The sequence below is a fragment of the Paenibacillus ilasis genome (assembly GCF_043195395.1).
GTDB lineage: Bacteria > Bacillota > Bacilli > Paenibacillales > Paenibacillaceae > Paenibacillus_AQ > Paenibacillus_AQ lautus.
On the sequence record NZ_JBHDJG010000002.1, the window covers coordinates 148,275 to 174,797 of the forward strand.

21 protein-coding genes, 1 other RNA gene and 1 pseudogene are annotated in these 26,523 nt (G+C 52.6%); 15 read left to right on the forward strand and 8 right to left on the reverse strand.

The genetic code is table 11. The annotated features are described in order from the left end of the window. Positions 1-51: 51 nt before the first annotated feature. Positions 52-813: a kanamycin nucleotidyltransferase C-terminal domain-containing protein gene (locus ACETK5_RS20895; RefSeq protein WP_394057622.1), complete on the reverse strand. Its 762-nt coding sequence runs from the start codon at positions 811-813 to the stop codon at positions 52-54. Positions 814-1,002: 189 nt separating this feature from the next. Between ACETK5_RS20895 and ACETK5_RS20900 the strand changes: the two genes are divergently transcribed. Then, positions 1,003-1,716: a class I SAM-dependent methyltransferase gene (locus tag ACETK5_RS20900; RefSeq protein ID WP_394057623.1), complete on the forward strand. Its 714-nt coding sequence runs from the start codon at positions 1,003-1,005 to the stop codon at positions 1,714-1,716. 98 nt (positions 1,717-1,814) lie between these two features. On the opposite strand, the gene ACETK5_RS20905 is transcribed toward ACETK5_RS20900, so the two are convergent. Both ACETK5_RS20905 and ACETK5_RS20910 read right to left on the reverse strand, forming a co-directional pair. Further along, positions 1,815-2,432: a GyrI-like domain-containing protein gene (locus ACETK5_RS20905; protein WP_394057624.1), complete on the reverse strand. Its 618-nt coding sequence runs from the start codon at positions 2,430-2,432 to the stop codon at positions 1,815-1,817. A 98-nt stretch (positions 2,433-2,530) separates the two neighbouring features. Beyond that, positions 2,531-3,514, reverse strand: a complete 984-nt coding sequence (locus ACETK5_RS20910; RefSeq protein ID WP_394057626.1) for a helix-turn-helix transcriptional regulator — start codon at positions 3,512-3,514, stop codon at positions 2,531-2,533. A gap of 218 nt (positions 3,515-3,732) precedes the next feature. Between ACETK5_RS20910 and ACETK5_RS20915 the strand changes: the two genes are divergently transcribed. Further along, positions 3,733-4,338 (forward strand): TetR/AcrR family transcriptional regulator, encoded by a 606-nt coding sequence (locus ACETK5_RS20915; protein WP_394057628.1) that lies wholly within the window; start codon positions 3,733-3,735, stop codon positions 4,336-4,338. Between the two features lie 307 nt (positions 4,339-4,645). Continuing rightward, the gene (locus ACETK5_RS20920) at positions 4,646-5,389 is read left to right on the forward strand and encodes an SDR family oxidoreductase (protein ID WP_394057629.1); all 744 of its coding nucleotides are present in this window, start codon (positions 4,646-4,648) and stop codon (positions 5,387-5,389) included. A 185-nt stretch (positions 5,390-5,574) separates the two neighbouring features. On the opposite strand, the gene ACETK5_RS20925 is transcribed toward ACETK5_RS20920, so the two are convergent. Continuing rightward, a complete protein-coding gene (locus ACETK5_RS20925; RefSeq protein ID WP_394057631.1) occupies positions 5,575-6,153 on the reverse strand; it encodes an LOG family protein in 579 nt (192 codons plus the stop codon). A 218-nt stretch (positions 6,154-6,371) separates the two neighbouring features. On the opposite strand from ACETK5_RS20925, the gene ACETK5_RS20930 reads away from it, so the two are divergent. Then, complete coding sequence (locus tag ACETK5_RS20930) at positions 6,372-6,689, forward strand: MazG nucleotide pyrophosphohydrolase domain-containing protein (RefSeq protein ID WP_394057633.1); 318 nt, start codon at positions 6,372-6,374, stop codon at positions 6,687-6,689. Positions 6,690-6,871: 182 nt separating this feature from the next. Here ACETK5_RS20930 and ACETK5_RS20935 read toward each other — a convergent pair whose 3' ends face one another. From ACETK5_RS20935 to ACETK5_RS20945, 3 genes are all read right to left on the reverse strand, one after another. After that, positions 6,872-7,849: an electron transfer flavoprotein subunit alpha/FixB family protein gene (locus ACETK5_RS20935; RefSeq protein ID WP_394057634.1), complete on the reverse strand. Its 978-nt coding sequence runs from the start codon at positions 7,847-7,849 to the stop codon at positions 6,872-6,874. A gap of 266 nt (positions 7,850-8,115) precedes the next feature. Continuing rightward, positions 8,116-8,883: an electron transfer flavoprotein subunit beta/FixA family protein gene (locus ACETK5_RS20940; RefSeq protein ID WP_394057635.1), complete on the reverse strand. Its 768-nt coding sequence runs from the start codon at positions 8,881-8,883 to the stop codon at positions 8,116-8,118. 39 nt (positions 8,884-8,922) lie between these two features. Continuing rightward, positions 8,923-9,513 carry a TetR/AcrR family transcriptional regulator gene (locus ACETK5_RS20945; protein WP_100539665.1) on the reverse strand — a complete coding sequence of 197 codons (591 nt, stop codon included), beginning with the start codon at positions 9,511-9,513 and terminating at the stop codon, positions 8,923-8,925. A 467-nt stretch (positions 9,514-9,980) separates the two neighbouring features. On the opposite strand from ACETK5_RS20945, the gene ACETK5_RS20950 reads away from it, so the two are divergent. From ACETK5_RS20950 to ACETK5_RS21000, 11 genes are all read left to right on the forward strand, one after another. After that, on the forward strand, positions 9,981-12,161 hold the full coding sequence (locus ACETK5_RS20950; RefSeq protein WP_394057637.1) for a (Fe-S)-binding protein: 2,181 nt from the start codon (positions 9,981-9,983) through the stop codon (positions 12,159-12,161). Further along, positions 12,158-14,599, forward strand: a complete 2,442-nt coding sequence (locus ACETK5_RS20955; protein ID WP_394057639.1) for a 3-hydroxyacyl-CoA dehydrogenase/enoyl-CoA hydratase family protein — start codon at positions 12,158-12,160, stop codon at positions 14,597-14,599. Before ACETK5_RS20950 ends, ACETK5_RS20955 begins: the two co-directional genes overlap by 4 nt. Before the next feature lie 235 nt (positions 14,600-14,834). Continuing rightward, positions 14,835-16,025 (forward strand): acetyl-CoA C-acyltransferase, encoded by a 1,191-nt coding sequence (locus ACETK5_RS20960; RefSeq protein WP_394057641.1) that lies wholly within the window; start codon positions 14,835-14,837, stop codon positions 16,023-16,025. 561 nt (positions 16,026-16,586) lie between these two features. Beyond that, the gene (locus tag ACETK5_RS20965) at positions 16,587-18,377 is read left to right on the forward strand and encodes an acyl-CoA dehydrogenase family protein (RefSeq protein WP_326111751.1); all 1,791 of its coding nucleotides are present in this window, start codon (positions 16,587-16,589) and stop codon (positions 18,375-18,377) included. A 101-nt stretch (positions 18,378-18,478) separates the two neighbouring features. After that, complete coding sequence (locus ACETK5_RS20970; RefSeq protein ID WP_394057643.1) at positions 18,479-20,155, forward strand: long-chain-fatty-acid--CoA ligase; 1,677 nt, start codon at positions 18,479-18,481, stop codon at positions 20,153-20,155. 97 nt (positions 20,156-20,252) lie between these two features. Beyond that, positions 20,253-20,702 (forward strand): PaaI family thioesterase, encoded by a 450-nt coding sequence (locus ACETK5_RS20975; RefSeq protein ID WP_394057645.1) that lies wholly within the window; start codon positions 20,253-20,255, stop codon positions 20,700-20,702. 209 nt (positions 20,703-20,911) lie between these two features. Next, the gene (gene secG / locus ACETK5_RS20980) at positions 20,912-21,142 is read left to right on the forward strand and encodes a preprotein translocase subunit SecG (RefSeq protein ID WP_009593367.1); all 231 of its coding nucleotides are present in this window, start codon (positions 20,912-20,914) and stop codon (positions 21,140-21,142) included. 195 nt (positions 21,143-21,337) lie between these two features. Beyond that, positions 21,338-23,977: a ribonuclease R gene (gene rnr / locus ACETK5_RS20985; protein WP_394058323.1), complete on the forward strand. Its 2,640-nt coding sequence runs from the start codon at positions 21,338-21,340 to the stop codon at positions 23,975-23,977. A gap of 150 nt (positions 23,978-24,127) precedes the next feature. Beyond that, positions 24,128-24,607, forward strand: a complete 480-nt coding sequence (gene smpB / locus ACETK5_RS20990) for an SsrA-binding protein SmpB (RefSeq protein ID WP_023966984.1) — start codon at positions 24,128-24,130, stop codon at positions 24,605-24,607. Positions 24,608-24,874: 267 nt separating this feature from the next. After that, positions 24,875-25,239: a transfer-messenger RNA gene (ssrA, locus tag ACETK5_RS20995) on the forward strand. An 862-nt stretch (positions 25,240-26,101) separates the two neighbouring features. Continuing rightward, a complete protein-coding gene (locus ACETK5_RS21000; RefSeq protein ID WP_100539673.1) occupies positions 26,102-26,221 on the forward strand; it encodes an AAA family ATPase in 120 nt (39 codons plus the stop codon). A 166-nt stretch (positions 26,222-26,387) separates the two neighbouring features. On the opposite strand, the pseudogene ACETK5_RS21005 reads toward ACETK5_RS21000, so the two are convergent. Next, a pseudogene (locus ACETK5_RS21005) lies at positions 26,388-26,504 on the reverse strand (short-chain dehydrogenase); the annotation flags it as partial. Positions 26,505-26,523: the final 19 nt, after the last annotated feature.

The window sequence follows — 26,523 nt, forward strand, 5'->3', positions numbered from 1 at the left end:
AAGATTGAGAATGATCAGCATTCCATGCTTAACACAAAGCAAGAGCCTCCATCAGAATGGAAGCTCTTTTGATTTATATTCAATATTCATTTTTTCATACCACGCGTTCAGACCGGTCCAGAGCTGTTCGCAAAGCTCATACACATGATCGATCTGGAGAAGCTGACCCCGCATCACCAATTGTGCCAGCTCATCGTATCCCGAAGGCCTGGATTTCAGGGACAGTGATTCCTCCAATGTCTTGGCTCTTGTATTGTAAAACGTACGGTTGGCAAGTCCAATCAGCTTGGCCGTCTGCCAGGTCAGGTCCTTGGCTCCAAGCGGGAGGTAGCCTAGGTTGCCGGATTGGACGTTGTTTCGTATTTTACCCATCGTTTCGTAGGGTTCCCAGATCATGAATTCCCGCATCGTTTCTTTGATGGCTTCGTCCGAAACCTGGAGGGGCAGCTTCCGAATCTCAGCGAGCAGGTTCGCCGGATCATAGATTTCCTGTAGATGGACATAAGCGCCCGCTGTAATCGCCCATGAGTCGTCCACCGACGCTGCATTCTTGAATATGTCCTGTTTTTGTTCCATGCCGATTTCGACTTTGAAAGGGGGATATATGAATTCGTGCCCGGGCAGGGAGACTCCGTCCTGTGTAACAACCCGAAGCTCAATGTCCGAGTAAGGACCATCAATCCCTTGCGCAATCGAACCGTACAGGCCAATGGCCAGAATGTCATCGCCGTGCAATTGAAGCAGCCGGTCTTTGATTTGATGAATGATGTTCATTTTCTCTTCTCTGGTCGTAGCCGCAGGATAAGGTAACATAAGGAAATCCCCTCCGAAGAAAGTTAGTTATCTATATTATAGTATACATAGAACGGGTGAACGCGGAGTGGAGTTTGGGATTCTGTGAATAATATAACCCAGCATTCCACCTTATGGTAATATATTGTTGCGGATGTAGGGAAGCAGCCGTCGCACCGCACCCACAATAAACAGCTGAGGTGAGAAGAGATGAGAAGAGATGAGCAGAGTCAAGGCAAGACCAAACAGGAATTGGACCGGGTTGTATTCATTGGCCGCACGTTTGACGAGTACACGCAAATGTTTGATTTGGAAATGTCGGAGCTTGCCGGCAAAAGGGTATTGGATTGCCCTTCCGGTGCGTGTTCGTTCACCGCTCACGGTTCGAAGCATGGAATCGATATAACGGCCAGTGATATTGCGTATGATCATAAGCTGGACGACCTGGAGGCCAAGGGACTGCAGGATATCGGGCACGCGATGGAAACGATGGAGCAAGCGAAGAGCAATTATGTCTGGGACTATTATGGAGATGTGGAGGGGCTTCGTCGGCATCGCGAGCAAGCGCTCCACGACTGCGTTCAGGATATGAGGGAGTTTCCGGATCGCTATGTCGCTGCGGTACTGCCGGAGCTGCCTTTTGATAACGAACAGTTTCACCTGGTGCTGTCCGCCCATTTTCTGTTTATGTACAGCGACCGGTTGGATTATGACTTTCATGTCCAGACGGTTCGGGAGCTGCTGCGAGTAGCCTCGAAAGAGGTGCGCATCTTTCCGTTAATCGATTTATCGGGGAGCCGCTACGCCCATTTGGACCGAATGATTCATGAACTGAAGGCAGAAGGCTTTCGGGTAGAGGAAGTCAAAGTGCCATATGAGTTTATGAAGAACGGCAATTCGCTGCTAAGCATTCGCAAGATATAGAATGAGCGTAAAATACGGGAGGGGGTCGGCAATGCCGGCCCCCTCTTTTTGCCCGGATGTCCTTTTCAGAGAGGACGCGCTTTACTCCTCTGTCTGTTCTAATTCTTCTGTCTGACAGGTGCACGGAGAATGGTTTTCATGGAGGGGGCTGCGGCTTTTCGTGGATCAGACAAATAAATCTCATGATGCAGCCCGTCCTGGTCGTAATGATGCTGTTTCATGTAGGCATACATTTTCGCCAGCGTATCCGGCTCTGTGCTGTAGGGGCCGCTATGCATGATTTGGACGCATAGTCCCTCATGGATCGTTTCCAATACCACTTGCTGAATGGGTTCCAGATGATTTTTCTTGGAAAAGGCCTTGTCCCGCGCGGAACTTACGATCTCCGGGGTGACGAACGCCGGCATCCGAATGAGCAGCTTCCAATGCCATTCCTCTTTCGGAACCTCTAAACCGTACCGATCCGAGTTCACCCACCATTGCCCTTCAAGTTTAGGAACGGTAAAATCCTGAATTTCCGCCTTGCAATGTCCCTTAACGCCATAGGCAACGGTATAAAGCGCCTCGGTAGCATCCTCGAAAAGAGAGCTTTCAGGCGCGCCTTGACCTTCGAATGACAGATAGGGCAAGGGATCAAACTGCACAAGCTCAGGGGTGTTCCCGGCGGTGTAATAGGTTTTATCGCTTTTGGCCAGATCGAGTTTAGGTAGGGTCATACGTAAATCTCTCCTTTATGGTCATGATTTACGCCTATCATAAACCAACTTCACTGACTGCATAGGAGTCAGTGAAGTTATCTGAAGTTATCGAAGGATCAGTCCTCGTAATATGCGGCCAGGTCTCGGGCCGTCTCGGAAAGAATGGTTCGCAGTTTCTGAGGCTCAAGTACATTAATTCCTCTGCCAAAAGAAAGCAGCACATAAGGCATGTATTGCAGCATCCAATCCGGATGCATACGGAATTCGGCCTCGTCGTCAGTTCTTCTAGTGACAAGATAAGGCTGCAGGAACCACTGGTTGCATATCGCGTCCAGGACCTCGGTGCGACCTTGAAGGCGAACGGTCACCAACGTTGGTTCCATCGTCTTCGTCTTCGGATTCTGATCCTGGTACTCATGAATACGGCTCATGTAGTCATGTACCGAGAAATGTTCCGGCATTTCAAATATGCGGCCTGTTAACGATAGGCTGTTCATCCGGTCTACCCGAAACACACGGAGGGCCTCCCGTTGATGGCAATAGGCAATCAAATACCATTTGCCGAGCCGGTAGATCAGCCCATAGGGATCAATATGGCGCTCCTCCGCGGAGCCGCTGAAGGACTTCGCATATTGAAGGATCAGGGTTTCCCGTCTGGCAACGGCTTGCTCTAACTCGCGCAATATGGGATGAAGCAAGGCACTTTGTGATGGCGATGGGATATGGATACTGTCGACATGGCGCCGCAAGTCTTCCAATTGGGATTCCTGAAGCCGGTGCTCAATTTTGGTGAGTGCTTTTTCAAGCGCATCCGTAAACGGATAGTCCGCTTGCCGGGCAAGAAGCGCGCTGTGTTCCATGGCTTTAAGCTCGGTTGGTTCGAAGAACAGCGGCACGCTTAAAAAAGAATCCGGCAGCCTGAACCCCCCGCCATGCCCCGATTCGGATATGATGGGGACCCCGCTCATACCCAGTGTGTCGATGTATCGGTAGACCGTTCGGACACTTAACTCAAGTCTCTCCGCCAATTGCTCGGCTGTCATTTTTTTATGCGATCGAAGCAGCCATAGGATGGATAACAGATAGTCCAGCTTAGCCATGGACAGCACTCGCTTTCTTCATGTTATTTAGGTTATATCCGGATCAATGAAGCTATTATAACCATCCATGAGGGGGTGTGATCAAGGGGATGAGGCCGGGATTTCAAGAATAACAAATAACAAAAGTTCAATATTGATATTGAATGATGGTTTGTTATAATGTGTTCAACAGAGAGGGGGCGTGAAGATGGGCATTTTGGCTATAATGGAAAGCCCCAGTGCTCATTGAACCTATGTCACATGACCAGCCATTAACGAAAGAAGCCATATTGGATGCTGCCGAGCAGACGCTTCGGCGCTATGGCCCCGACAAGACCTCGGTTGTCGATGTTGCCAAGGCGCTTCAAGTGAGCCATGGATCTTTATACCGGCATTTTCCCAGCAAGGCCGCTCTGAGAGAAGCCGTAACGGAACGGTGGCTGCAGCGGATTGCGGATCCGTTACAGAAGATTGCAGACGGAACGGAAGGGAGCGCCGCTAATCGCTTGCGGTTATGGACGGACACCCTCATCCGGGCCAAACGGGCTTATGTCCTCGAGGATCCCGAGATGTTTGCCATGTATACAACCGTGACGCTGGAAGCCGTCAAGGTGATTGATACGCATGTAAAGCTGTTAATCGGACAGATTGCCCAGATCATCGATCGAGGGATGCTTACAGGTGAATTTAAGCCGGACAGGTCGGAGTCTGTGGCAAAAGCCTTTTTCATGGCAACGTCCCTGTTTCACCATCCGGCGCATGCCTCTCAGTGGACCTCGAAGGAGATTGAAGCCGAGTTTGACTCGGTGTGGACGCTATTGTTATCCGGAATCACGAAACAGTAAACAGGCTAGATTAATAGCAAGAGGGAATAAGGATGTGCTCGAGTCCTCCGTTATACGACACCACATAGCACGTCGGGAGCTAACGCGGTGAGATCACCCCCTACGTTAAAAAGATGCTATTCTTGGCGATACTCGCATGGGATGGCGTCTTTTTTGTTCTCATTTCATACAAATGACAAAAATATAAAATTGTCACTTGTAATTTGTTATACGGAGACCTATAATCAAATTACAAAAAGGACATACAGATCAGAGGATCATCTGATGAGATTCTCGTGCACCTAATTCCTATGCGGGAGGTTGTACCATGACAAAGAGTTTATCGGGCAAGGTAGCTATCGTAACGGGAGCATCCAGAGGCATCGGGCGTGAAATAGCGGAGAGGCTTGCGGAAAACGGGGCTAAGGTGGTTGTAAACTACGCGAGCAGCCCCGCTAAAGCTGAGGAAGTGGTGAGCGCCATTAAGCAAGGCGGCGGCGAAGCTCGGGCCATTCAAGCCGATATAAGTCAGGTAGCAGCAATTGAACGTTTGTTTAGTGAAACGATCGAGGCTTATGGCGGAATCGATATTCTCGTGAACAATGCCGGCATCATGACAACCAAGCCGATTGCGGCCATGACGGAGGAAGATTTCGATCAGCAGTTTGCGATTAACGTGAAGGGAACGTATTTCGCGATCCAGCAGGCCTTTCACCATATGAACTCGGGCGGCCGCATTATCAATTTCTCGACGTCGGTAGCTGGACAGATGTTTCCGGCATACAGCGTATATGCAGGCACGAAGGGCGCTGTGGAGCAGTTTACGCGTCAGTTAGCCAAAGAATTCGGACCCAAAGGAATTACAATTAACGCGGTGGCGCCGGGGCCGATTAATACGGAGCTATTTACCGTAGGTAAGTCGGAGGAACAGATTGCGGGGATCGTGAGCATGAACTCCTTCGGACGCCTAGGCGAACCGGATGATATCGCAGAGGTCGTGCTGTTCCTGGCAAGTGAAGAATCGAAATGGATCACGGGTCAAACGCTCCGCGTGAATGGCGGGTTTGTGTAATATCGCTGCTATGGCAAAAATAAAAATGCACCGGGATTCCCGGTGCATTCTTCATTTACGGTAGATCGCGCAAAGGCGCCATAATTACCTGTAACATATTCTTGAGCCTAAGAATTTTCCTCCTGAGAGCGCTATCTCCCTCAAGGCAATCACAGCACTCAAGACACTTACAGCATTCAAGACACTTAATCCAGGTCCTTCCACTTCAAGTCCAGCGTCGGAGGCGTGTAGCTATCCATGAGCTCAAGCAGCTTGAGCGGGTCATCGGAGATGTTGATCAGGTTTAAGTGGGAGGTATTGGAGAAACCTTCCGTGATACTGTACTGAATCAGCTTCATGAACGGTTCATAATACTCCCGGACATTCAGCAGTCCGATCGGCTTCTGATGAATTCCGATTTGCGACCAGCACAATGCCTCGAACAATTCCTCAAAGGTTCCAAAACCCCCCGGGATGGCGATAAACCCGTCGGACAGTTTCGCCATCGTCGCTTTGCGCTCATGCATATCCGCTACTTCAATGAGCTGGGTCAGCTCGGTATGTACAATCTCCCCTTTAAACAGTCCCCTCGGCATGACACCGATAACTTCACCGCCATGCTGCAGAACCGCATTAGCTACTTCACCCATCAATCCGATTTTGGAGCCGCCGTATACGAGCTTGTATTGGTTGTTGGCAATGTGTTGGCCGAGCTCGGAAGCTTTCGCTTTATAGTCTGGATGTTCCCCCATGTTCGATCCCGCAAATACGCATATCGTTTTCAATTCGCACACTCCTTGACAAGATGTTGATATTTAATCCGTGCAATTATACTATATATAGTGATTTATGTCATGGCATCGATGGACTATATTGTTAATGATCATCAGATGGCACCCTCTTATCTTATGGCATACATGTTAGCATTATCATGAGTTTGTTCTTGAATTGTGTAAAAAGTAAAGGTTAAGTCATCCCAGGGAATCGCGGAGGTAGCACAAGTATGGATATGAATGAAGCACAGCAGTGGATCAAACAGTTTTACGGGGAGCGAGGCTGGACCCAGTACGGTCCCTTTATTCGTGTTGGGTTTTTGATGGAGGAGACAGGGGAAACGGCGCGTGCCGTCCGCGCTTATGAGATCGGCAGGGACCGCCCCGACGAGGAGGTTCAATCCAGAGAACAGCTCAAGCAGGATTTGGTGGAGGAGATCGGCGACGTGCTCGGCAACATTTCACTGTTGGCGGATCTCTATGACATTTCGCTGGAAGAAGTATTTACGGCCCATCAGCAGAAGCTGCTGAAGCGGTTTGGTTCGTAAAGGTAATACGCTAGTTCCTGTTTTGCATCCCATTGACGAGGCTGCCTCCCCAGGAATGATTCGTAGCCGAAGGGGGCATTGTTACGGCAAAACTTACGAGGTAAAAGGCTGCTCCAGGTCCCTTGGACCTTTTGGAGCAGCCTTTTTTGACATGTTACCGTGGGATAAACCAATAAGAAGTCTTACGTTACCAGGACCTTGCGGAATTCCTCCGTCAGCAGCGGGACGATATCGAACAGATCGCCGACGATGCCGTAATCGGCTACCTTGAAGATCGGTGCTTCAGGATCTTTGTTAATGGCGATAATGACCCGCGATTGGCTCATGCCGGCCAGATGCTGGATGGCGCCGCTAATGCCGCAGGCAATATAGATCTCGGGCGTGACCACTTTGCCGGTCTGTCCGATCTGGAGCGCGTAATCGCAGTAGCCGGCATCACAGGCTCCGCGCGATGCGCCGACGGCCCCGCCGAGCAGATCCGCGAGCTCCTCCAGCGGCTGGAAGCCTTCCGCACTCTTCACGCCGCGACCGCCGGAAATGACGATTTTGGCTTCCGAGAGGTCGATTTTTCCGGTGGTTTTGCGAACGACGTCCTTTACCACGGAGCGGAGGGAAGGAGCCGGGTAAGCGATGTCCTCAATGCTGGTGCCGGAACCTTCGATGGCTTCCGCGGCGGGAATATTGTTCGGACGGACCGTGACCACCCACGGTCCGTTCTGGAAGACACGTTTCTCAAAAGCTTTACCCGCATAGAGCGGACGTGTGAACACCGCTTCTCCACCTTCGGCCTCGATCACGGTTACGTCGGAGATCTGTCCGGCATTCAAGGAAGCAGCCACCAGCGGTGCCAGGTCGCGGCCGATCGCCGTATGTCCGAATAGGACGGCATCTGGCTGCGCCTGACTGATGACCGCTTCAATGGCCGTCATATAAGCTTCGGGATTGTAGCTCTCCAAATCATCATGCTCAACCGTATAGATCGTATCGGCACCGTAGGTGTTCAGGGCCGATACGGCCTCGGTAATATTCGAGCCTGCGACCAGAATGCGGATGCTGTCACCGTCACCAGCAATCAAACGAGCCGCGCCAAGCGTCTCGAGGGCAACCTGGCGCAGCTTCCCATCCCGGTTCTCGGCATACACTAATATCGTTTTGCTCATATCATAACCTCCTAGGATCCATTGAGATTGAAGTGAAGAGAGTTTGACGATTGAACCATCCTGAGCAACCTAAGCGAATTCAGGAGATTTCCTCCGACCACTGCTGCTCGGATTCGCGAAACGTATTAAGCGAAAAGCGTGCATGACGGACATCCCGTAAACCATACAATCAGAATACATACGGAATGATGACATGGCTCTCTGTCGGTGCTGTGTAACCGCATTCAATAGCGAGAGTCAAAGGGGCACATCCGTACACCCGCTCATTAGATCACTTTCGACTGGGTGCGGAGCAAGGATACCAGCTCATGTGCCACTTCGGCAGGCTCGCCCTTCAGAATGCGTCCGGCACTACGCTCCGGCGGCAAGGACAGCTCGCTTTGCTTCGTTGCCGGCTGGATATCGGCCTCCGATAACCCGAGATCATCCAGGGTCAACGTCTGAAATGGCTTTTTCTTTGCCTTCATGATGCCAGGCAGCGATGGATAGCGGGGTTCGTTCAATCCCTGCTGTGCCGTGAAGATCGCTGGGAGCTGAACTTCCAGCACTTCAAGATCGCCTTCCGCGTCCCGATGGACTTCAGCCGTGGTACCGTTCAGCGTAAGCTTGGTAATGGAGCCGGCATGCGAAATACCGAGAAGGCTCGCCAGGCGAATGGCCACCTGACCCGAACCGCGGTCCACGGAGAAGTTGCCGCCAAGGATCAGATCCGGGCTTTCCTTGGACAAATACGCATGCAGCACCTTCGATACCGCATATTCATCGTCCGGAATTCGCTCGTCGGAGATCAGCACGGCATCATCGGCGCCCATGGCCAGCGCCGTCCGCAGAGCCTCTGCCGTACGATCCGGTCCGACGGATAGGAGTGTCACGCTGCCGCCGTGGTCATCTCGCAGCTTCACAGCTTCCTCCACCGCATACTCGTCATACGGATTGATGACGAATTTCACCCCATCCTCGGCAATCAATCCGTTCTCAATCGTAATTTTTTCCTCCGTGTCAAAGGTCTGTTTAAGCAATACCACAATCTTCATCGGTTAAACGCTCCCTTCAATTATGAATATCAGCGGGGCTTATTGACCGCCGGAAACACCGTTCAGGAAAAAGCTAAGCGTCTCATCCGCCTGATCGGATAAAGAATACTTGCGGCCGGAGATCAGCCAAGAGGTTACCGCTTCGTCCATCGCGCCAAAAATCAGGTTGCGCACCAGTTTGACGTTCAGATCGGAACGGAATTTCTGTTCTTTGATGCCCTGTTCCAGGATATTCTCGATCAGCACAATATATGGCTTCAATGCGCTGCCGATTTCCTTGCGCAGCTCCAGATCGCTCTGCCGCAGCTCAATCTGCGTGACATAAGCAAGCTCAGGATTGCTCTCCAGCTCCGAGAAATGGATGCTGCACACCGTCCGCAGCGCTTCAACGGCATCCGTGGTTCCTTCCACGCTTTCGTGGAATTTGCCGACCAGCTCGCCAAGCTTCTCCTGGAACAGGCGGATCAGGATATCCTCCTTCCTCTTAAAGTATAAATAGATGGTGCCGTCAGCCACGCCGGCAGCTTTGGCGATCTTGGAAACCTGAGACCGGTGGTAGCCGTTCTCGGCGAATACTTTCAGGGCGCCCTGGAGAATAAGGTGGTATTTTTCATTTTTTTTACTTGTCATATGCTCACCCCGGTGTTAGAATACAGTTAAAATTATGAATGAATATTCATTCATTTCTTGTATCCATCATAAAATACGTTCATGTCGTTGTCAACGATGGGTTACGAAGAAGCGCGAAATGGATGAAGCAGATGGATCAGAGCAGCAGAATAAGGCGTTCATATCAGAGCAATAGACGGCAGTTCAACCGGAAGAAACAAGTCACTGGGTATCCGCAGGCAAGTACAGATGAGCGCGATGTACGGATGAAGAGATGCAGCCAGAAACGATGAAGTTCGGTTTAGCGTGGTCGGCACGGCACGATGTGGAGGTCTATTTTCGTTCCCCTAATGAAAGCGCTTCATATATGTCCCGACATGAACACATGACAAGAGGTTTCGGAAGGAGTGACAGGGGCTTCACAAAATGGGACGCTGCAACAGACTATCAGAAGAAAGAAGGATTTTTAACGCAAGGGGCTGAGAGAGATGATTCTGACATTAATCAACGCGCTGCTCTTTGTCTTGATCACCGGTTGGGCGGTGTATATGTTCGCCACCGTGGTGTATCGCCGGTACCTGTATATCCGTTTGGGCAAGCCAGCGAATCTGAAGAAGGATCTGAAGGAACGCCTGAGCCAATTCGCCATCCAGGTATTCGGACAGAGCAAGCTGTTTAAGGATCGCAAGAGCGGCATCATGCATTTTATCGTGTTTTACGGATTTATCATTTTGCAGTTCGGTGCGCTCGACATCATCTGGAAGGGATTGTCCGGCCACAGCCTGCCGATTCCGGGGCACGCCGGCTTTATCCTCATGCAGGAGATGACGGTTGCGCTGATACTGCTCGCTATCGGTTATGCGGCCTATCGCCGCTATGGCGAGAAGCTGAAACGGCTCAAGCGGGGCTGGAAGCCAAGCATCGTCGTGTTTTTCATCACTACGCTGATGGCTTCGGTGCTGCTGACGATGGCTTTTGAACGGCTCATGGAAGGACTGGCGTGGTCGGCCATGGCACCGATATCCTCCAGCATTGCGGCCGTGTTTGCCTGGATGCCGCCGGTGGCGGTTACGGTTTGCTATTACGCTTTCTGGTGGCTGCATCTGTTGATTCTGTTGTCATTCCTTATCTATGTGCCGCAATCGAAGCATTTTCACCTCATTACGGCGCCGATCAACATTCTGGTCCGCCGCACCGATCCCCCGAGCAAGCTCAGCAAGCTGGATTTGGAGGATGAAGAGGCCGAGGCATTCGGGGTAGGCAAGATTGAGGATTTTACGCAGAAGCAGATGCTCGATTTCTATGCCTGCGTTGAATGTGGAAGATGTACCAACGTATGCCCGGCCTCGAATACAGGCAAGCTGCTGTCGCCGATGCACATGATTGTGAAGCTAAGGGATCATCTCACGGAAAAAGGTGCCGCGCTCACCTCCAAATCAGCATGGATGCCTGCCTCGGTGTTTGGATCACCGGGCGTTCACTCCATGGGCGCAACGGATCTGGCCCTTGTTGGCTGGAAGGGCGAGGGCATTACCGATATCGGACCGACGATGGACGTGCAGAAGCGCTCCTGGCATCAGGTCGAGGGCGTAGACCCGAAGGACATTCAATTGATCGGCGGCGTCATGACGGAAGAAGAGATTTGGGCGTGCACGACCTGCCGGAACTGCGAGGATCAATGTCCGGTCGCGAATGAGCACGTTGACAAAATCGTGGACCTCCGGCGTCATCTCGTTCTGATGGAGGGCAGCGTGCCGCAGGAAGGCCAGCGCGCGATGCAAAACATCGAGCGACAAGGCAACCCTTGGGGAATCAGCCGCGCGGACCGGAGCAAGTGGGTGAAGGAGGTCGATCCGGAAGGGACTTTGGATCTGAAGATTCCGACTGTAAAGGAAAATCCGGATTTCGACGTGCTGTTCTTTGTTGGCTCCATGGGCTCTTACGATAATCGAAGCCGCAAGATCACCAAGGCCTTTGTCCGGCTTATGAATGAAGCGGGTGTCAATTTCGCCATTCTCGGCAACGAGGAGAAGAATTCGGGCGATACGCCGCGCCGGATGGGCAATGAATTTCTGTTCCAGCAGCTGTGCACGGAGAACATCGAGACATTCAAAAAGTACGATGTGAAACGAATCGTGACGGCTTGTCCGCATACCTTCAATATTTTGAAGAACGAGTACCCGGAGTTTGGGCTTGAAGCCGAGGTCATTCATCATACGGAGCTGCTGGATCAGCTGTTGAAGGAAGGGCGTCTTAAGCCTAAATACCAGGTACAGGAGAAAATCACCTATCATGACTCCTGTTACCTGGGACGGTATAACGATGTGTACGATCAGCCGCGCAGCGTGCTTCGCGCCATTCCTGGCGTTGAGCTTCTGGAGATGGAGCGGAATCGTGAGAACGGGATGTGCTGCGGGGCCGGAGGCGGGCAGATGTGGATGGAGGAAGACGCGGGCAAGCGTGTGAATCTGGCACGTACCGAGCAGGCATTGGCCGTATCCCCGACGATGATCAGTTCGGCTTGTCCGTTCTGTCTGACGATGCTGGAGGACGGCACGAAGCTGAAGGAAGTGGAAGAAAGCGTAAAAACGCGAGATATCGCGGAAATCCTGGAGTTATCCGTATTCGGTCTATCCGAAATCCATGAACAGGAGGTCGTTGTGCAATGAGTAATACCATTACCAAGGAATCCGTCAGCGGTTCCGGTGTCGCAAGTCGAAACATCACCAAAGCCGCCGTGATCGGCTCTGGCGTCATGGGGTCGGGGATCGCCGCCCATCTCGCCAATGCCGGCATTCCCTGCCTGCTGCTCGACATCGTTCCGAAATCCTTAACCGCCGAAGAGGAGAAAGCCGGATTGTCGTTGGATCATCCGAAGGTACGAAACCGGCTTGCGACCAAAGCCATTGCGGCTCTGCCTAGATCCAGCACAGCTCCGCTGTATAGCGCCGATTTTGTGGGCCGGATCATCCCGGGCAATACCGAGGATCATCTGAGCCAGCTGAAGGACGTGGACTGGATCATTGAGGTGGTCACGGAGCGCCTGGAGATCAAAAAAAGCATCTTCAAACAGATTGAGGGCGTGCGTAAAGAAGGGTCGATCGTCAGCACGAACACCTCCGGCATTTCCGTTAATGCGATGGTGGAGGACTGCAGCGAGGAATTCCGCAGCCACTTCCTGGGGACCCATTTCTTCAATCCGCCGCGTCATATGAAGCTGCTGGAGATTATCCCGGGTTATGACACCGATCCGGACATTACGAAGTTTATGGTTGAATTCTGCTCGAAGCGCCTTGGTAAAGGGGTTGTGCTGGCGAAGGATACGCCGAATTTCATCTCGAACCGAATCGGCACCTACGGTCTTCTGGTCACCCTGCAGGAGATGGTGAAGAACAGCTATACCGTGGAGGAGGTGGATGCGGCCACCGGTCCTGTTCTCGGGCGTCCGAAGAGCGCCACCTTCCGTACGCTGGATCTGGTCGGCATCGATACGTTTGTCCATGTTGCCAGAAATGTGTACGACTCCGTGCCGGACGGGAACGAGAAGGATGTGTTCACGGTTCCCGATGTCATGAATGAACTCGTCGCCCGCGGCTGGATCGGTGAGAAGGGCGGCCAGGGCTTCTATAAAAAAGTAAAGAGCGATCAAGGCAGCAAAATCCTATCGCTCAGCCTGTCCACGATGGAGTACAATCCGAGCGCCAAGGTGAGCTCCGCTTCTATCGAAGCCGCCAAAGCGGTGAAGGGAGCCAAGCGGAAGATCAAGGCATTCCTGGGTACGCAGGACCGTTACTCGGAATTGGCCTGGAATGTATTGAAGCAAGTGCTTGTCTATGCGGCCGACAAGCTGGGAGAGATCGCCGATTCCATCCAGGACATCGACAACGCGATGAAATGGGGCTTCAACTGGGAGCTCGGTCCATTCGAGACCTGGGATCTGATCGGACTGCCGGAATCCGTGCAGCGAATGGAAGCGGAGGGCATGACGGTCCCGGCTTGGGTGAAGGATTGGATTGCCGCCGGCAACAAGTCCTTCTATCATCAGAAGGACGGCGAGGTGTTCCATTATTTCAAAGGCGAGTATAAGGGCGTTGAGGTTCAGCCTGAGCTGATCTCGCTGCAAGCGCTCAAATCGCAAAACCGAATCATCCGCTCGAATACGGGGGCGAATCTGATCGATATTGGGGATGGCGTTGCGTGTCTTGAATTCACCTCGCCGAACAACGCGATCGGTGCCGATATTCTGGTCATGATTCAGCAGAGCGTGGAAGAGGTTCGAGCGAATTATCGCGGGCTGGTGCTGGCGAACGAAGGCCGCAACTTCTGCGTCGGCGCCAACCTGATGCTCATGCTGATGGAAGCGCAGAGCGGTGACTGGGATGAGGTGGATGACATCATCCGTCTGTTCCAGGGCAGCATGATGAAGCTGAAGGGGTTGGAGAAGCCGGTTGTGGCCGCGCCTCACCGGATGACACTGGGCGGCGGCGTGGAAGCGTGCCTGCCCGCCGACCGGATCATTTTCTCGGCGGAAACCTACTTTGGTCTCGTGGAGACAGGGGTCGGCCTCATCCCGGCAGGCGGCGGCTGCAAGGAGCTGGCGCTCATGACCAGCAACCGTCACCCCGATAAGGACAGCGACCTCCAGCCGGAGATCAACAAAATATTCGAGATGGTGGCGATGGCCAAGGCATCGACCAGCGGACATGAAGCGATCCGCATGGGTTATGGGCGGAGCGGAGATTCGGTGGTCATGAACCAGGACTACCGGATCCATGAAGCGAAGCAAGCGGTATTAGAGATGGACCGGGCAGGCTATGTTCCGCCGCAGCCGGGCAAAGCCCGCGTTGTCGGCCGCGACGGCCGGGCCGTGCTTCAGATGGGCGCCATCGACATGAAGCGAAGCGGCTATATCAGCGATCACGATCTGTTGATCGCGAAGAAGCTGGCGCACATCCTGACCGGCGGCGATGTTCCAGCGGGAACCGTGGTGAGCGAGCAGCATCTGCTCGACCTGGAGCGCGAAGCGTTCCTCAGCCTGCTCGGCGAGGTCAAAACCCAGCAGCGCATGCAGCATATGCTGGCAAAAGGCAAGCCGCTTCGAAATTAGGGCGATGAGAGCTTCACAGCCAAGAGATAATCTATCAGTCGCAACGTACAATTCACCAAATTAACGGTGCATACAGTACTCGGCGGCAGGATATCCATACTGTCGAGGCTTGATAGTGGCGGCACTTTAATCTGTATTAGCTCTATCCATTACGAATTCATTTCATGGCCGATTAGCGACCAGCAATTATAAACGGTATTGGATCCAACCATTTTAAGTTGATGAGGTGAATGGCATGAGAGAAGCAGTCATAGTATCCCTTGCTCGCACCCCGGTGGGGAAGGCGAAGAAGGGCAGTTTTGCCCAGACACGCGTAGAGGATCTCGGCAAAGCCGTACTGGAAGCCGTCATTGAGCGTGCGCCGGGCCTGAAAAAAGAGGATGTCGAGGACATCATCCTCGGCTGCGCAATGCCGGAAGGCGAGCAGGGCCTGAATGTTGCACGGATTATCTCGCTGTATGCGGGGTATCCGGTCACGGTTCCCGCATTGACCGTCAATCGCTTCTGCTCCTCGGGACTTCAGGCGATCGCATTTGCGGCAGAGCGCATTATGCTCGGCCATGCCGAGGTGATCGTCGCCGGCGGCGTTGAGAGCATGAGCCATGTGCCGATGACCGGCTTCAAGCCGGCCCCGCATCCGACCATCGTGGAGGAGATGTCGGGGGTGTACATCGGCATGGGTCACACCGCGGAAGAGGTGGCTCGCCGCTTCGGCATCACCCGCGAAGCGCAGGATGCCTTCGCGGCCAGCAGTCACCGCAAGGCCGCAGCCGCTATCTCCGAAGGGAAGTTCCGGGACGAGATCGTACCGGTGAACGTAACACTGGCTGCGGCCGATGAGCAGGGGAAGGTGCGAAGCAAAACCTTTGCCTGCGATACGGATGAAGGGGTCCGGCCGGACACGACACCGGATGTGCTGGCCAAGTTGAAGCCGGCCTTTGCCCTCGGCGGCTCGGTTACCGCGGGTAACGCGTCGCAGACAAGTGACGGCGCGGCGGCGGTAGCCGTTATGAGCCGCGAGAAAGCGGAGCAGCTGGGGCTTACCCCGCTGGCTACCTTCAAATCGTTTGCCCTGGCCGGCGTGGAGCCGGAGATTATGGGCGTCGGCCCCGTCGAAGCGATCCCGAAGGCGCTGCGTATGGCGGGCATCGAGCTGGATCAGGTGGATGTGTTCGAGATTAACGAAGCGTTCGCTTCGCAATGCCTCCACATCATCCGCGCGCTGGGGATCGACGAGAGCAAGGTCAACGTCAACGGCGGCGCCATTGCGCTCGGTCACCCACTTGGCTGTACCGGTGCCAAACTGACTGTCAGCCTCGTCTCCGAGCTCGCCCGCCGCGGCGGCGGCTACGGCGTTGTGAGCATGTGTATCGGCGGCGGCATGGGTGCCGCGGGGGTGTTTGAGGTGCATGCTGCAGGGGCGTAAGGAGTAGGTGGTGCAGAGTTAGGCTACCTTCCAAGCGTCTGAAGGGATATGGGGCGGGATTCTCGCAGCTGTTTAGTTTGTGGTTTGAATTCGTTAGCTCAACAATGCTTCTGATTGTATTCGATAAACGATATTTAGGTTTTCGATATCAAATCTACCGATCTTCTATTGGTACATGACCAATCTATTCACTCTGTAATGTAGTCTCAGTGCGGTGTCCGCTCCGTACACGGACCGGGCACGGCACCCTCACTCCAACCACAGGGGAGTGCAAAGATAGCCGGAGGCAGGGGTTTGAACTTAGGGGACTAACTAGTTTGCGCCAACCCAGCGGAGAGAGCGGAATTGTACTGGAGAAACGTAGTGTTCGCCTTTGAGTTTGGATTTCTACTATGGATAGACTCATTCCCGGAAATCCAAACTCAACAGCGATCGGAAGTACAATCCGCACCCGGAGCGACCACTATTGCGCAAGTAGTGAGATTTCATATAGCTTCCCTGCAACACCAAGGCCACCATTGCACTCCACCTTATTCCACATTCCGAAAGGGGAAACCAATCATGAGCGATAACCAAACCAAAGAACCGAAAATCAAAGGCGGCAGCTTTGTCATCGATAACCCCGATATGCAGCGCATCCTGACACCGGAGGATTTCACGGAAGAGCATCGCATGATCGGCGAGACGGTGCGCGATTTTATCGACGGAGAAGTCGTGCCGCACGATGAAGAGCTCGAGAAGCTGAATTACGAGATGACGGTAGACCTGCTTCGCAAAGCAGGCGAGCTGGGCCTGCTCGGGGCCGATGTACCGGAGCCGTTCGGCGGGATCGGGCTGGATAAGGTCAGCTCCACGATTATTAACGAAGCGTTGGCGAAGGGTTCGTCCTTTGCGCTTTCCTTCGGGGCCCATGTCGGGATCGGAACGCTGCCGATCGTGTTCTTCGGTACGACCGAGCAGAAGCAGAAGTACCTGCCGGATCTCTCAACCGGCGCCAAAATCGCGGCTTATTGCTTGACGGAGCCGACCTCCGGCTCGGATGCGCTGGGTGCCAAAACAACGGCACGCTTGTCGGATGATGGAGACTATTATATTTTGAACGGATCGAAGCTATATATAACTAACGCCGGATTTGCGGATATCTTTATCGTCTACGCCAAGATTGACGGAGAGCATTTCACCGCGTTCATTGTCGAGAAGGAGATGGAGGGCTTCACACTCGGACCGGAGGAGAAGAAGATGGGCATCAAAGGCTCGTCGACGCGTCCGCTCTTCTTCGAAGACGTGAAGGTGCCGAAGGAGAACCTGCTCGGCGAGATTGGCAAGGGCCACCGGATCGCCTTCAACATCCTGAACATCGGTAGGTATAAATTGGCAGCCGGCACGGTCGGTGCGGCAAAGGAATCGATCGAGCTAAGCGCGAAATATGCTAACACACGTAAACAGTTCGATACGCCCATCTCGCAGTTCCCACTAATGCGCAAGAAGCTGGCCGAGATGAACATCACCACCTTCGTGATGGAGAGCATGGTGTACCGTACGGCAGGACTGCTGGACGAAGCGATGCAGGACATCGATTACAACAGCGAGGATGCAGGCATCCATTCGGCGGCCGCGATCTCCGACTATGCCATTGAGTGTTCGATCAACAAGGTGTTCTGTTCGGAAGGACTCGATAATGTGGCAGACGAAGCGGTGCAGATTCACGGGGGCTATGGGTATATCCAAGAGTACAAAGTAGAACGCATCTATAGGGACTCCCGCATCAACCGCATCTTTGAAGGCACGAACGAGATCAACCGGCTCCTGATTCCGGGCACGCTTGTGAAGAAGGCCATGAAGGGCGAGATCGCGCTCCTGCAAAAAGCGCAAGGTCTCCAGGGTGAGCTGCTGCAGCTGGTACCTGGTCAAACCTTCGAAGGTACACTGGAGCAGGAAGCGCACTTCCTGGACATGAGCAAGAAGATTTTCCTCCTCGCTGGCGGTTTGGCGGTACAGAAGTTCGGCACGAAGCTGGAGAAAGAGCAGGAGACCTTGTCCAATCTGGCGGATATGATGATTGATATTTATGCCCTCGAGAGTGCGCTGCTGCGTACCCGCAAGCAAATCGAACGCACCTCCGAGGAAAAAGCAGCCAGCATGATCGAGATGACGCAGGTGTTTGCATACGAGGCGTTCCAGCGCATTGAAGCACTCGCGAAAGAGACGCTGGCCTCAGTGGAAACCGGGGATATGCTGCGGATGCAGCTGTCGGTGCTCAAGAAACTGACGCGTTGCACGCCGGTTGATACGGTGGCCCTCAAGCGCAGCATCGCAGCCCGCGTGGTCAAGAACGAGCGGTACACGGTGTAACACGCATCAACGCCAATACGATGCGTAAGTAACCTCAAAAGAGAGAGATTTTTCTTGGAGTAGGAAAGAAGGAGCATTCCTTAGGAAAGGGTTGGTTTTGTATGGATACAAAGCCTTGGCTGCCGTTTTATCCGCCCGAAGTAGCCCCCGCTTTTGATTATCCGAAACAGAATTTGGCACTATTTCTTGTGACGTCGGCGCAGAAGTTTCCGAACCGTCCGGCCCTGTATTTCATGGGCAAGACGATCAACTACAGAAGTCTGCTGGAGTCGTCCTATCGTATGGCAAACGCACTCCGCAGCAAAGGGATTAAGAAGGGCGACCGGGTAGCGATTATGCTGCCCAACTGCCCGCAGGTGGTGATGTCGTATTATGGCGTGCTGCTGGCCGGAGCCGTAGCCGTCATGACCAACCCGCTCTATATGGAGCGGGAAATTGCGCATCAGATGAAGGATTCCGGTGCCAAGATCATCATCACGATGGATATGTTTGTGTCCCGCGTTGAGAAAGTCATCGAGGAAACGGACCTGGAGCATATGATTGTTACGTCCGTGGCGGATTACCTTCCGTTCCCCAAGAACCTTCTCTACCCGATCAAAGCCAAGAAGGAGGGTACCCTTCCGGTCGTCAACTATGGAAGCCGGGTCCATGCCTTCAAAAAGCTGCTTGCGAGCGCGCCGAATGACCCGATCTGCGAATCCGTGAAGGCGGAGACGGACTTGGCACTGCTCCAATATACCGGCGGCACGACCGGTGTTCCCAAAGGCGTCATGCTGACGCATATGAATCTGATCGCCAACACCGTGCAATCCGCCAACTGGTGCTTTCAGGTGGAGGATGGGAAGGAACGGTATCTGGCGGTTCTGCCCTGTTTTCACGTATTCGGGTTGACCGTGCTGCTGAACCAGGCGATCTACCGTGCCGGCATGCTGATATTGGTACCGAAATTCGAAGTGACAATGATTCTGAACCTGATCAAAAAAATGAAGCCGACGCTCTTTCCGGGCGCGCCGACCATGTATATCGCACTGATTAATCACCCGCGGATCAAGGAATATGATCTGTCGTCGATCAATGCTTGTGTCAGCGGCTCTGCCGGGCTGCCGGTCGAGGTGCAGGATAAGTTCGAGGAGCTGACCAGAGGGCGGTTGATCGAAGGCTACGGCCTGACCGAAGCTTCCCCGGTTACCCATGTGAATCCAATCTGGGGAAAGCGAAAAATCGGCACCATTGGCGTACCCGTTCCGGATACGGATGCCAAGGTGGTCGATCCCGATACGGGTGAAGAAATGCCGGTCGGCGAGCCTGGCGAGCTGATCGTGAAAGGTCCCCAGGTGATGATGGGATACTGGAATCGGCCGGAGGAGACGTTTGATACGCTCCGCAACGGCTGGCTGTTCACGGGCGATATGGCCACGATGGACGAAGAGGGGTATTTTACGATCATCGACCGCAAGAAAGACATGATCATTGCAAGTGGTTTCAATATTTATCCTCGGGAGATCGAGGAAGTGCTGTATGAGCATCCTTCCGTGAAGGAAGCCGTCGTGGTCGGAACGAAGGATGATTATCGCGGCGAAACCGTGAGAGCTTATATTGTGCTGAAGGATGGCGCGTCTCCGGACCCTTCGGGCCTTGAGAAGTTTTGCCGCAGTCAGCTGGCTGCCTATAAGGTGCCGCGCGAGTACGTGTTCCGCGATTCGCTGCCGAAGACGATGGTAGGCAAGGTGCTGCGCCGCAAGCTGCTGGAGGAAGAAGAGGAAGGCAAAACAGGCTAAGCGCAGAATAGCGGAGTCGGCAGGATAGGCGATTCATGGTATCCCGCTGAAATGGATACAGTACTAACGACGTCATAAGAAAAAAGGAGGCGGCCTGATGAATCATACCAATGCCAATCCGGATACGAAGGCCGGACAGCCGGAATTCGACCGGGAGGCGTACATTGGGGCCATGACCCAAGCGGCGGAGCCCACCTTCTGGGGATATCTCGGCTGCAAGCTTGCGTCTGCCAGCTCGGAGGCGGTTGTTGTGACGCTGGATGCCCAGCCTCATCATATGAATATGATGGGCATCGTGCATGGCGGCGTACTCTCCTCGCTAATGGATAACGCCATGGGCATTGCCGTCATGCTGGAGCGCCCGGGCGAATCGACGGTAACGAGCAATCTGAACGTGCATTTTGTCATGCCGGCCAGAGCTGGTGTCCTCACCGTAACGGCAAGCATCGTGCATCAGACGCACCGTTCGGTCACAACGGAATGCAGGATTACGAACGAGAAGGGCGAGCTTGTGGCAATCAGCACAGGGTCCTTCCGAGTGAAATAAAGCAGCCTTGGCTGCTATGAAACAGATGGTCTGCCAACGATGGAGGGGCAGGCCATTTATTTTTTTGGTGAACTGAAATAGTGTTCCCGCTTACTCCTTGTCAGCTCGATAAAGCTGTGGTACAATAAAAATGCTGTTTTTCATGTAGAATCTAGAATGTCTCTTCAGATCATAAATTTAGATGTTTACATACGTAGGAGGTGGAAGTCATGGTTGTATTTTTTGAAGTGTTGCTTGTTATTTTCTCCATCGGGTTGATTACTGTCGTTCTTCTCCAAAAAGGGAAAAGCGCAGGTCTTGCCGGTGCCATCTCCGGCGGTGCGGAACATCTTTTTGGTAAAACGAAGGCTCGCGGTATGGATCTCGTACTGCAGCGTACAACGGTAGGTCTTGCAGCAGGATTTATGATTTTGGCCATCGTTGTTGCTATGTTGAAATAACAATTAATGTTACCCTCGCTTTTTCACTCTTGGAAGAGCGGGGGTTTTTTATTGCCTGAATTTCGGAATACATAGGTTAAGACGGTGTTCGGAAGGATACCGAGGATTAAATTCGTGTATACTAGGGTATGAGTATATGAAGGTAAAGAATGGATAGCGGAACGATGAAATTGCAGGTTCCCCGAGGTGATAATGATGATAACTGAAGAAATATTACTGAATTTTATGCGGGAAACTGCATACAAACCGATGACGTACCAGGAATTGGAGCAGCATTTTGCCATTAAGGATGCCCATGACTTCAGGGAATTCCTGAAGCTGCTGAATGAGCTTGAGCAATCCGGAAAAATCATTCTGACCAGCACCCAGCGTTATGGCGTGCCGGAACGGATGAATTTGCTGCGCGGACGTCTGCAGGCACATGCTAAGGGTTTTGCCTTTCTGATTCCCGATGATCGCGAGCACCCGGATGTGTACATTCATGCCAATGACTTGAAGAGTGCGATGAATGGAGATATCGTGCTTATCCGGATCAGTTCCAAACAGAACGACGGCGGCAAAATGGAAGGCGAAGTGGTCCGTATCGTGACGCGCGCCGTCACCCAAGTCGTGGGTGTATTCCAGAACCATGAAGCCTATGGCTTCGTGCTGCCGGATGACAAGCGGATCAACCGGGATATTTTTATTCCGAAGCATGCGATGAACGGCGCCGTTGATGGCGTGAAGGTCGTGGTGAAGCTGGTGAGCTATCCGGAAGGAAGAGCTGCGGCAGAGGGCGAAGTGGTGGAGATTCTGGGTCACAAGGATGATCCGGGTGTCGACATTCTGTCCATTATCCGCAAGCATCAGCTGCCGGAAGGTTTTCCGGAGGAAGTGCTGGCTGAGGCGGATGCAGCGCCGGATTCCATTACGGAAGATGAGATTGTGCAGCAGGGACGCCGTGATTTGCGCGGCTTGAACATTGTGACAATTGACGGTGAAGATGCCAAGGATCTCGATGATGCGGTAAATGTGGAACGTCTGCCGAACGGGAATTACCGTCTAGGCGTCCATATTGCCGATGTCAGCTATTACGTCCGCGAGCGTTCCGAGCTGGATAAGGAAGCTTACAATCGCGGCTGCAGCGTGTATTTGGTGGATCGGGTGATTCCGATGCTGCCGCACCGCCTGTCTAACGGCATATGCAGCTTGAATCCGCAGGTGGATCGTCTGACGATGTCCTGTGAGATGGAATTCAACGATCAGATGAAAGTCGTGAAGCACGATATCTTTACGAGTGTTATCCGTACGAAAGAACGGATGACGTATAACAATGTGAGAAAAATCCTGGTGGATGAGGATCCGGAGTTGATCGAGCGCTATAGTGACCTCGTGGAGGATTTCCGCTTGATGCGCGAGCTCGCGCTGAAGCTGCGGAACCGCCGGATGCGCCGTGGCGCAGTGGATTTTGATTTTGTGGAATCCAAGGTCATTGTGGACGAGAACGGCAAAGCCGTGGATATCGTCAAAAGAGAACGCTCGATCGCGGAGCAGATCATTGAGGAATTCATGCTGGCGGCCAACGAAACCGTGGCTGAGCATTTCCACTGGCTCAAAGTACCGTTCATCTACCGGATTCATGAGGACCCGGATCAGGAGAAGCTGCAGAACTTTATGGCGTTCGCGGCCAATTTTGGGCATCAGGTGAAGGGACGGGGCAACTCGATCCATCCGCGCGCACTGCAAAACCTGCTGGAAGCCATTCAAGGCACGAAGGAGCAAACGGTGCTCAGCACGATGATGCTCCGCTCGATGAAGCAGGCGAAATATGACGCGGAAAGTACGGGCCACTTTGGCCTTGCTGCGGAATATTATTCTCACTTTACGTCTCCGATTCGGCGTTATCCCGATCTGGTCATTCACCGGGTCATCCGGGAAGTGCTGGAGAGCGGCGGCGCGCTTAATGAGAAGCGCCATGAGCATCTGGCGGGTCGGATGGCTGACATCGCTCAGCAATCCTCGGAGCGCGAGCGTGTAGCCGTGGATGCGGAGCGCGATACGGAAGCGCTCAAGAAAGCCGAGTTCATGCTGGATAAGGTCGGCGAAGAGTTCGAAGGCATTATCAGCAGCGTGACCAGCTTCGGCATGTTCATTGAGCTGGAGAATACGGTCGAAGGCTTGATACGCCTCAGCGCGATGACCGACGATTATTATCATTTCGATGAGGGCCATATGGCGCTGATCGGGGAGCGGACCTCGAAGGTATACCGCATCGGTGATGATGTGAAGGTTCGCGTGGCGAAGGTGAACATGGACGATCACACCATCGATTTTGAGATGGTGGATATGAAGCCGCGCCGCCAAGGGCGCGGCGAAGGCGACCGCGGCGGCAATGGCGGGCGCGGATTCGGTGCCCGCGATGGCGCAGCCCGCGGGGGTAAGGGCCGCGGCGCTAAGCGGGGCACGGCTGAAGCTGGCGCGCCAGGCGGACGCCGCAGTGACAGCGCCGGCGGCCAGGGCGGCCGCGGCAAGCGCAGCGGCGAGGCGCCAGCTGGAGCGGGTGCTAGTGCTGGCGCTGGCGAGCAGCAGGCGTCGAACTTCGCCTTTGGCTCCGGCAAAGGCGGATACAGCTCCGCTGGGGGCGGCGCTCTCGGCTTTGACCGCAATGCACGCAGCTCTGGCGGTGCCGGTGGGAAGAACCGGCGCAAGAAGACGTCGGGCAGCGGGATTTTCATCGGCGAAGGTCCAACACCAGGCGGCAATGCTGGTGGCAACTCCGGTGGCGGCGGTGGCCGCAAACGGAAGAGTAAGGGCGGAAACGGCACAGCCGCTTTTGTCCGCAAGAAGAAAAAGTAACATTCTCCTCCTGACTAACGCTGGAGGTGCTTGCCCCACCTTGCTTTTAGAGGCTGACGTTTGATACAATGGACTTCTGGTGAGATTGCAATTGGCGGTCTGCCGGAAGTCCTTTTTCCATTATCATTGTTGATGACAAGGGGTGAGACCATGGGTAAGAAAAGTGACGGGAAGGTTCTGGCCCAGAACAAAAAAGCTTCCCATGATTATTTCATCGAGGATACGTATGAAGCCGGGATGGTCCTGACCGGAACGGAGATCAAATCCATACGGAACGGCCGTGCCAATATTGGAGACGCGTTCGCAACCATTCGAAATGGCGAGATCCATATCCATAACATGCATATCAGCCCGTTCGAGCAGGGGAACCGTAACAACCCAACGGACCCTACGCGTACACGGAAGCTGCTGCTGCATAAGGAGCAGATCCGCAAGCTGCTGGGCCTGTCCAAGCAGGATGGCTACGCGATTGTACCGCTGAAAGTCTACATCCGTAACGGCTATGCGAAGTTGTTGCTTGGCCTCGGTAAAGGTAAGCGTCAGTACGACAAGCGTGCCGATGCCGCCAAGAAGGATGCACAGCGCGATATCCAGCGTGCACTGCGCGAGAAGCAGAAGATTGCAAGATAATGGAGCAACTAGCCGGATGGCAGCTTTTAGCTGTGTTACCTGCAATGTATATATCATTTTGATGTAAAATGTGATATACTAAGTGATGTAAGAGAGATCAATAAGATCTTTGACAATCAGCATACAGTTGGCGCATTCTTCTTTCTTGGAGGGAAAGAGTCTGCGGCATAGATCGACTGCTATGGCTGAATATTCTTTAGTTTAATCCGATAGCCCTTTTTGGCAGGAACGCTTAAGGTGCGAAGCACCGGCATTTCTCCAACTTAAGGGGGCGTTTTTGGATTCGACGGGGATAGTTCGGGCATGAGTAGCGGGTAGTGGGGACGCGTCCACTTCATCAACGCTAAAGCCAATTAAACGGCAAACAACAAAACAACTACGCTTTCGCAGCTTAATAACCTGTGAGCGTGCTCTCGCTCTGTATCGCCCATGTACCGGGATGAGGGCTCAACTTTAGTGGGATACGCTGTCTAGTCTCCGCCTGGGGCTAGCTGAAGAAGACAATCAGGCTGACCTGAAGGGAATCCGGTGACAGGGAGTCTCTAGGGTGACATCAAATCTGTCACTACACCCGTAGAAGCTTGTGTTGTCGTTATCTTCGGACAGGGGTTCGACTCCCCTCGCCTCCATACATAAAATCGAAAAGCGACCTTGTGAGGTCGCTTTTTTGCGTGAAAATAAAAGAGAACCTTTATGACATGCATTGCAGCAAAAATAACAACAGTCAAAGTTAACTTTGCTTGTATCTCGTTTTGACTCGTTGAATGGCAGATTGACAATTATGAGAGTTAAAAGTCCCATAAAGGGACTTTTTTTATATCCAGTCTTAAAAAGCTTTTGACTGGCGGGAGTTTAAGGTGGACCCACACAGTTTAAGAGAGGGCATTTTTCGCTGACCAGCCTTTCATTTTTAAAAATAACATTCCAAATAAGAAAAAATGCTCTCAACCAATGGATATATGCACGTACAAGCGATCGCCGATGAAATTGGTTGTAATAAAAAAACACTATACAATCACTTTCCTACACTTTGTAAAGCCCAAACGATAAAATGGAAGCAATACCTGGGGGGGACGTAAACATATACGACTAGAAAATATTAAACAAGAAATTACGAATCTTTTTGAAAAGTATTCATGTCAAGGAAGGCAGATACTGAAAATTATGGAATAGATATTTGTAGTGATGAAATCGATTTGAAGGGCAATAAAGTTTCTGCTAATGATTTTAGAGCTGTGCTAGCGTTTCTTGGGCATAACTATAGTAATGAGGACATAAAAAGGCTACTGGTTTCAAGTGGCGTGCCAATTGACAAAATTGATACGTATTCGAGCCTTGTTGTGCGAGCACGCGGACGGGATCGGAAGTGTTCGTGTCAGCGAATTCTTCTTGGAGTAGGAGCATCGCTATTCTCTGCTCATAAAATTTTTATGAGTTGTTATTGTATTCGTATGGTGGAATATAGAAAAAGGGGTTTTTGGGAGGTCCACCTCAATGCATATTTTTAAATTAACCATATGTAACTTTAGAAACTATAAAAATGTGGATTTTAAATTCACACATGAGGTAAACACTCTGATTGGTGAAAATGGATCAGGTAAAACGAATGCATGATGAGTAAATAGGAAATTAGTGAGAAAGCCAATTGAATTTCTGCAAATTTTATTTTGTAAGGGTGAAATTGGATTCGTCTGAGCTATGCCTTGAAAAGCTCCTCCCTTTATAATCTACTTAATCCTTTGACGCCGTGAACAGCCACAACTAACCGTTTCAAACCATTGCTGGTTGAGTAAATAAGGGCCATCGTAAATGGTGTAAAAGCCAGCCCGGATGTGACGTTAATGATCGCCCCTAATTCTTTTTCCACGAAAAAAGGAGCGAACCGCATGGACAGATGGACCTGAAGACCTCAATAA

Excerpts from the sequence above, each read along its gene's own strand:
- ACETK5_RS20895 (WP_394057622.1), bottom strand. The coding sequence starts at position 813 with ATGTTACCTTATCCTGCGGCTACGACCAGAGAAGAGAAAATGAACATC.
- ACETK5_RS20975 (WP_394057645.1), top strand. The coding sequence starts at position 20,253 with ATGAATCATACCAATGCCAATCCGGATACGAAGGCCGGACAGCCGGAA.
- smpB (WP_023966984.1), top strand. The coding sequence starts at position 24,128 with ATGGGTAAGAAAAGTGACGGGAAGGTTCTGGCCCAGAACAAAAAAGCT.
- ACETK5_RS20935 (WP_394057634.1), bottom strand. The coding sequence starts at position 7,849 with ATGAGCAAAACGATATTAGTGTATGCCGAGAACCGGGATGGGAAGCTG.
- ACETK5_RS20965 (WP_326111751.1), top strand. The coding sequence starts at position 16,587 with ATGAGCGATAACCAAACCAAAGAACCGAAAATCAAAGGCGGCAGCTTT.
- ACETK5_RS20930 (WP_394057633.1), top strand. The coding sequence starts at position 6,372 with ATGGATATGAATGAAGCACAGCAGTGGATCAAACAGTTTTACGGGGAG.
- ACETK5_RS20900 (WP_394057623.1), top strand. The coding sequence starts at position 1,003 with ATGAGAAGAGATGAGCAGAGTCAAGGCAAGACCAAACAGGAATTGGAC.
- ACETK5_RS20920 (WP_394057629.1), top strand. The coding sequence starts at position 4,646 with ATGACAAAGAGTTTATCGGGCAAGGTAGCTATCGTAACGGGAGCATCC.
- ACETK5_RS21000 (WP_100539673.1), top strand. The coding sequence starts at position 26,102 with ATGCATATTTTTAAATTAACCATATGTAACTTTAGAAACTATAAAAAT.
- ACETK5_RS20960 (WP_394057641.1), top strand. The coding sequence starts at position 14,835 with ATGAGAGAAGCAGTCATAGTATCCCTTGCTCGCACCCCGGTGGGGAAG.
- ACETK5_RS20955 (WP_394057639.1), top strand. The coding sequence starts at position 12,158 with ATGAGTAATACCATTACCAAGGAATCCGTCAGCGGTTCCGGTGTCGCA.
- ACETK5_RS20970 (WP_394057643.1), top strand. The coding sequence starts at position 18,479 with ATGGATACAAAGCCTTGGCTGCCGTTTTATCCGCCCGAAGTAGCCCCC.
- secG (WP_009593367.1), top strand. The coding sequence starts at position 20,912 with ATGGTTGTATTTTTTGAAGTGTTGCTTGTTATTTTCTCCATCGGGTTG.
- ACETK5_RS20910 (WP_394057626.1), bottom strand. The coding sequence starts at position 3,514 with ATGGCTAAGCTGGACTATCTGTTATCCATCCTATGGCTGCTTCGATCG.
- ACETK5_RS20905 (WP_394057624.1), bottom strand. The coding sequence starts at position 2,432 with ATGACCCTACCTAAACTCGATCTGGCCAAAAGCGATAAAACCTATTAC.
- rnr (WP_394058323.1), top strand. The coding sequence starts at position 21,338 with ATGATAACTGAAGAAATATTACTGAATTTTATGCGGGAAACTGCATAC.
- ACETK5_RS20950 (WP_394057637.1), top strand. The coding sequence starts at position 9,981 with ATGATTCTGACATTAATCAACGCGCTGCTCTTTGTCTTGATCACCGGT.
- ACETK5_RS20945 (WP_100539665.1), bottom strand. The coding sequence starts at position 9,513 with ATGACAAGTAAAAAAAATGAAAAATACCACCTTATTCTCCAGGGCGCC.
- ACETK5_RS20940 (WP_394057635.1), bottom strand. The coding sequence starts at position 8,883 with ATGAAGATTGTGGTATTGCTTAAACAGACCTTTGACACGGAGGAAAAA.